Annotated in this window: 5 protein-coding genes; 4 read left to right on the top strand and 1 reads right to left on the bottom strand. The window is 58.9% G+C overall.

Features of this window, described 5'->3' with window-relative positions; genetic code table 11:
• Window positions 1-342 (bottom strand): response regulator transcription factor (locus tag EN935_RS24395; RefSeq protein WP_164771307.1); only part of this gene is annotated, 342 nt, incomplete at its 3' end.
• A gap of 399 nt (window positions 343-741) precedes the next feature.
• Between EN935_RS24395 and EN935_RS24390 the strand changes: the two genes are divergently transcribed.
• The 4 genes from EN935_RS24390 to EN935_RS24375 form a co-directional block, all read left to right on the top strand.
• The gene (locus tag EN935_RS24390) at window positions 742-1,464 is read left to right on the top strand and encodes an NDP-sugar synthase (RefSeq protein ID WP_109671176.1); all 723 of its coding nucleotides are present in this window, start codon (window positions 742-744) and stop codon (window positions 1,462-1,464) included.
• A 47-nt stretch (window positions 1,465-1,511) separates the two neighbouring features.
• The gene (locus tag EN935_RS24385; RefSeq protein ID WP_126067744.1) at window positions 1,512-2,648 is read left to right on the top strand and encodes a DegT/DnrJ/EryC1/StrS family aminotransferase; all 1,137 of its coding nucleotides are present in this window, start codon (window positions 1,512-1,514) and stop codon (window positions 2,646-2,648) included.
• Window positions 2,645-3,319: a sugar transferase gene (locus EN935_RS24380; RefSeq protein WP_109670887.1), complete on the top strand. Its 675-nt coding sequence runs from the start codon at window positions 2,645-2,647 to the stop codon at window positions 3,317-3,319. The genes EN935_RS24385 and EN935_RS24380 overlap by 4 nt, the downstream gene beginning before the upstream one ends.
• Before the next feature lie 44 nt (window positions 3,320-3,363).
• Window positions 3,364-4,292, top strand: a 929-nt coding sequence (locus tag EN935_RS24375; protein WP_127373685.1) for an SDR family NAD(P)-dependent oxidoreductase, incomplete at its 3' end; no start/stop codon positions are given.

Genomic DNA, 4,292 nt, shown 5'->3' with positions numbered 1-4,292 from the left:
GAACAGGACTTCCTCGTCTTTCTGTGACTTTACGATGTAGCCGTGAAGCCCGATCGAAAGTGCCTTGAGGATCTCCGCGCGTGAATCATCGGCTGAAACGATCGCGAAGCGCGTGTTAGGATAGGCAGACAGAACGTCGCCTAGCAATTCCTGATGGAACAGGCCCGGCATGTTCAGATCCAGAATCGCGAGATCGATCGAGGCTTGCTGTTCCAGAAGACTGACCACGGCATCGAAGCACGCGGCGTCGAATATTTCGACACCTGGAATGCCTGCCGTCAGTGCCAACCGCAAACCGAAACGATACAACCCGTGATCGTCGGCGATGACGATCCGATACATTGCACTACCCCAACAACGCTTACTCTGTCTGGCAACCGGGCGTGTACCAGCCCGCTGAAACTCCACTACCCTGAGACGCACGGACCGACGTCCCGCCCACAAACATCATCACTTGCTAATATGTATCCTAAATAGCGATAGACTTCATTTATTTTTTATAAACCTTTCGTGAGATGCCCTGCCGGACCAGGGTGTACCTCACAAGCAGATCCTGATCGCTTGTTTGATACCACAAACGCGTTGGATCACTCCCATTCGAATGCAGGACGACGCTTATCCGGAGTGGCCGTACCATTCAGCATGCGATGTTCGGATTGGCTTGAGGGGGCGACTCTCCGAGCACCATTCGGCACCTGCTCGTGACGATCATGTCCGGGCTGAATGAACTGGGAGGATCGGATGAAAGCGGTGATTCAATGTGGTGGAATGGGGACACGCCTGCGGCCCTTTACATCGGTCTTGCCGAAGCCCTTGATGCCGATTGGAGCCCGGCCGGTTCTCGAGCTGCTTCTGAAGTGGCTGCGGCGCAACGGCATAGAAGAGGTTTATATCACGACCGGATATCTCGGCCATTTGATCCGCAGCGTCTGCGGCGACGGATCTCAGTGGAATCTGAAGATCCGATATACGCAGGAGATGGAGCCGCTCGGCACCATCGGACCTCTCTCGCTGATCAGAGATGAACTGAACGATACGTTTGTCGTGCTCAATGGCGATGTTCTCACCGATCTGAGCCTCAGCCGCTTTGTGGCTTCGCACCGCATGCATAAGGATCCGGTCACGATCGCGACTGCCTGCCGACTGATCAAGATGGACTTCGGCGTCATCGACGAGATCGACAATGCGGTTCAGCTCTTCCGGGAAAAGCCGACACTCTCCCATCTCGTCAGCATGGGAATTTACTGCATGAACCCGGATGTTCTGAAGTTCATTCCTTCCGGCATTCCGTTCGGGTTCGATGATCTGATGCTGCAGATGATGCAGGGCGGCACGACCGTGCATGTGTACAAGCACGACGGACTCTGGCTCGACATCGGTCGCGTGGACGACTTCCAGAACGCACAGGCGATTTCCTGGGAAGACCAGTCGACTTCAATCGAAGTCGCCGCCGCGGCAGCATGATCCGGATTTAGAGGCCGAGTCGGCGGATATTGGTTCAGGAGGTCAAGATGCTCTTAGTGAGCGCCCCGATATTAGGCGTACCGGAGAAGCTAGCCCTCTCAAAGGTAATTGATAGCGGCTGGCTGACCATGGGAGAGCGGGTACGAGCTTTCGAAGAGGCCTTTGCCGACATCCATGGGGCGGAGGATTGCGTTGCGGTCGGTTCGTGCACCGCCGCGCTTCATCTCATCCTGCACGCACTGGGGATCGGCCCTGGCGACGAGGTGCTGGTTCCCTCACTGACCTTTGTGGCGACAGCCAATGCGGTGCTCTACGTCGGGGCCACCCCGGTCTTTGTCGATATCGAATCGACCGACGTGCCCTTGATGTCGATCGAGGAAGCTGAAACTCGGTGCACGCTACGCACTAAGGCGGTTATTCTCGTTCACTTCGCGGGCTATCTCGCCAATCGGGAACAGTGGCAACGGTTCGCCCGTGCCCGAGGGCTGCATATCATCGAGGATGCCGCGCATGCCCCCGGCTTGAGGGAAGTGGGCACGTTCGGCGCCGCCGCGGCCTTCAGCTTCTACGGCAATAAGAACCTGACAACGGCGGAAGGGGGCGCCGTGATTGCTCGTGACCCGGCTCTCCTCGACAGGATTCGGCAAGCCCGCGGACACGGGATGACCACCGGGACACATCAGCGGTTGAACAGCCGTACGCCGCAATATGATGTCACCATGCTTGGGTTCAACTACCGCATGGATGAGCTGCGGGCGGCGATTGGGCTGGTGCAACTTGAGAACCTGCAGGAGTGGAACGAAATCAGGCGTATCCTGGCCGTCTTATACCGCCGCCTCATCGCTGAACGTTGCCCGGCTGTGACAATTCCGTTCGCCGAACCCCGCACGTCTGCCCACCACATCATGCCGATCCTCCTGCCGCGCTACGCAACGCGGCAGGCCATCATAGACGAACTGCGGACGCAGGGGATCCAGACCACGATCCACTATCCGCCAGTGCACCAGATGACGTTCTACCGCAGGCTTTTTCCCAACACCAATTTGCCCCGCACCGAGGACTTTGCACAGCGAGAGCTGACAATTCCACTGCATCCCCAGATCACTTCACCTGTAGCCGAAGCGGTTGTGACTGCTCTCGCAACCGCGCTCGACGGCTGCGCAAGAGCAGGAACCGCGGCATGAATGCGTCGGATCTATCCCTTCACAGGCCTTCTGTTTCAAGCTCCGCGCATGGCTTCGCAAGACGTTCTATCGACCTCGCGGTCGCAAGTCTCGCGATCGTCATATTTGCACCACTGATGCTGGTGATCGCGCTGGCACTTCTGTTGGAAGGCGGCCGTCCCGTCTTGTTCCTGCAGACCCGCGTGGGGGCTGGTGGCCGGCCCTTCCGCATGTACAAATTCCGCAAGTTCGGTGTGGGCTGCGGCCCCCATGGCCACCCTCTGACCGTGATGGGCGACAGCCGCCTGACGACGATCGGCCGGTTCCTCGCCGCCACAAAGTTCGACGAGCTGCCGCAGTTGTGGAACGTCCTCAAAGGCGAGATGGCGATCATCGGTCCGCGCCCCGAGAGCCTGGCTTTCGCCGATTGTTTTCGGGGCGGCCTCGAGGCCGTTCTACAATACAAGCCTGGCCTGCTGGGCCCGGCCCAAATTCTTTTCCGCCACGAGGCGCATTTCTTTCCTCGATCCGTGGATCCGATTCTGTTCTACCGGGAGGTCATCTTCCCCGCCAAGGTCAGGATCGACCTTTCCTATTATCCACGGCGCACCATCGCCTCAGACATCGCGTGGATGGCGCGCGGCTTTCTGGCGGTTGTCAGCTGGGCTCCATCGCCGCCGATTGACGTCTGAAACCCACACGGGAGCACCGCAGGTCAGCCAAGGAACGCGCAATCATGAGCTACAATGGCAAGAAAGTTCTGGTGACGGGCGCGGACGGATTTATCGGGTCGCATCTCACCGAAGCGCTCGTCTGCAACGGGGCTGATGTCACGGCCCTAGCGCTCTACAATTCCTTCGACAGCCATGGCTGGCTGGACGATCTTCCGGACAGCATTCGAAGCCGGCTGAAGCTCGTCCGCGGTGACGTCCGCGACAGCGCGTTCCTGAACCGGATCATGCGTGGTCAGACCGTCGTATTTCATTTGGCCGCCCTGATTGCGATTCCATATTCCTACGCGGCTGCCCAGTCCTATGTGGAAACCAACATCCTGGGCACGGTGAACGTCCTCGAAGCGGCGCGTCAATGGGAGACGGAGCGCGTTGTGCATACCTCCACGAGCGAGGTTTATGGAACCGCCCTGACCATGCCTATCCGCGAAACTCATCCACTGCACGGACAGTCGCCATATTCGGCATCCAAGATTGGCGCCGACATGATGGCGGAGTCCTACGCGAAGTCGTTTGATGTTCCCGTTGTCATCCTGCGGCCGTTCAACACATATGGCCCGCGTCAGAGTGAGCGAGCCATCGTGCCGACCATCATCCGCCAGGCTCTCGACCCGAATTGCCCGGCGATCATGGTCGGCGACACGAGTCCGATCCGCGACCTGACCTTTGTCGAGGACACAGCGGCAGCATTCCTGACCGCGGGTTTGGCCGGCCTGGAATTCGGCCACGCCTACAATGCCGGCAGCCAACGCGCCGTGACCATCTCTGACGTGTTGGATCTTGTCCTCGAAATGAGCGGTTCAAAAAAACCGGTCCATCGCGACGAAAACCGTTTGCGGCCGCAAAATTCGGAGGTTCGCGCCTTGCTCGCGGATTCCTCGCGCTTTGAGAGCGAGACTGGATGGCGGGCGCAGACGAGCTTGCGCGACGGGCT

The sequence above is a fragment of the Mesorhizobium sp. M7D.F.Ca.US.004.03.1.1 genome (assembly GCF_003998635.1).
Classification (GTDB): domain Bacteria; phylum Pseudomonadota; class Alphaproteobacteria; order Rhizobiales; family Rhizobiaceae; genus Mesorhizobium; species Mesorhizobium loti.
Note: the sequence above shows the minus strand (reverse complement) of the source record. Positions and strands in the feature narration are given on the sequence as shown.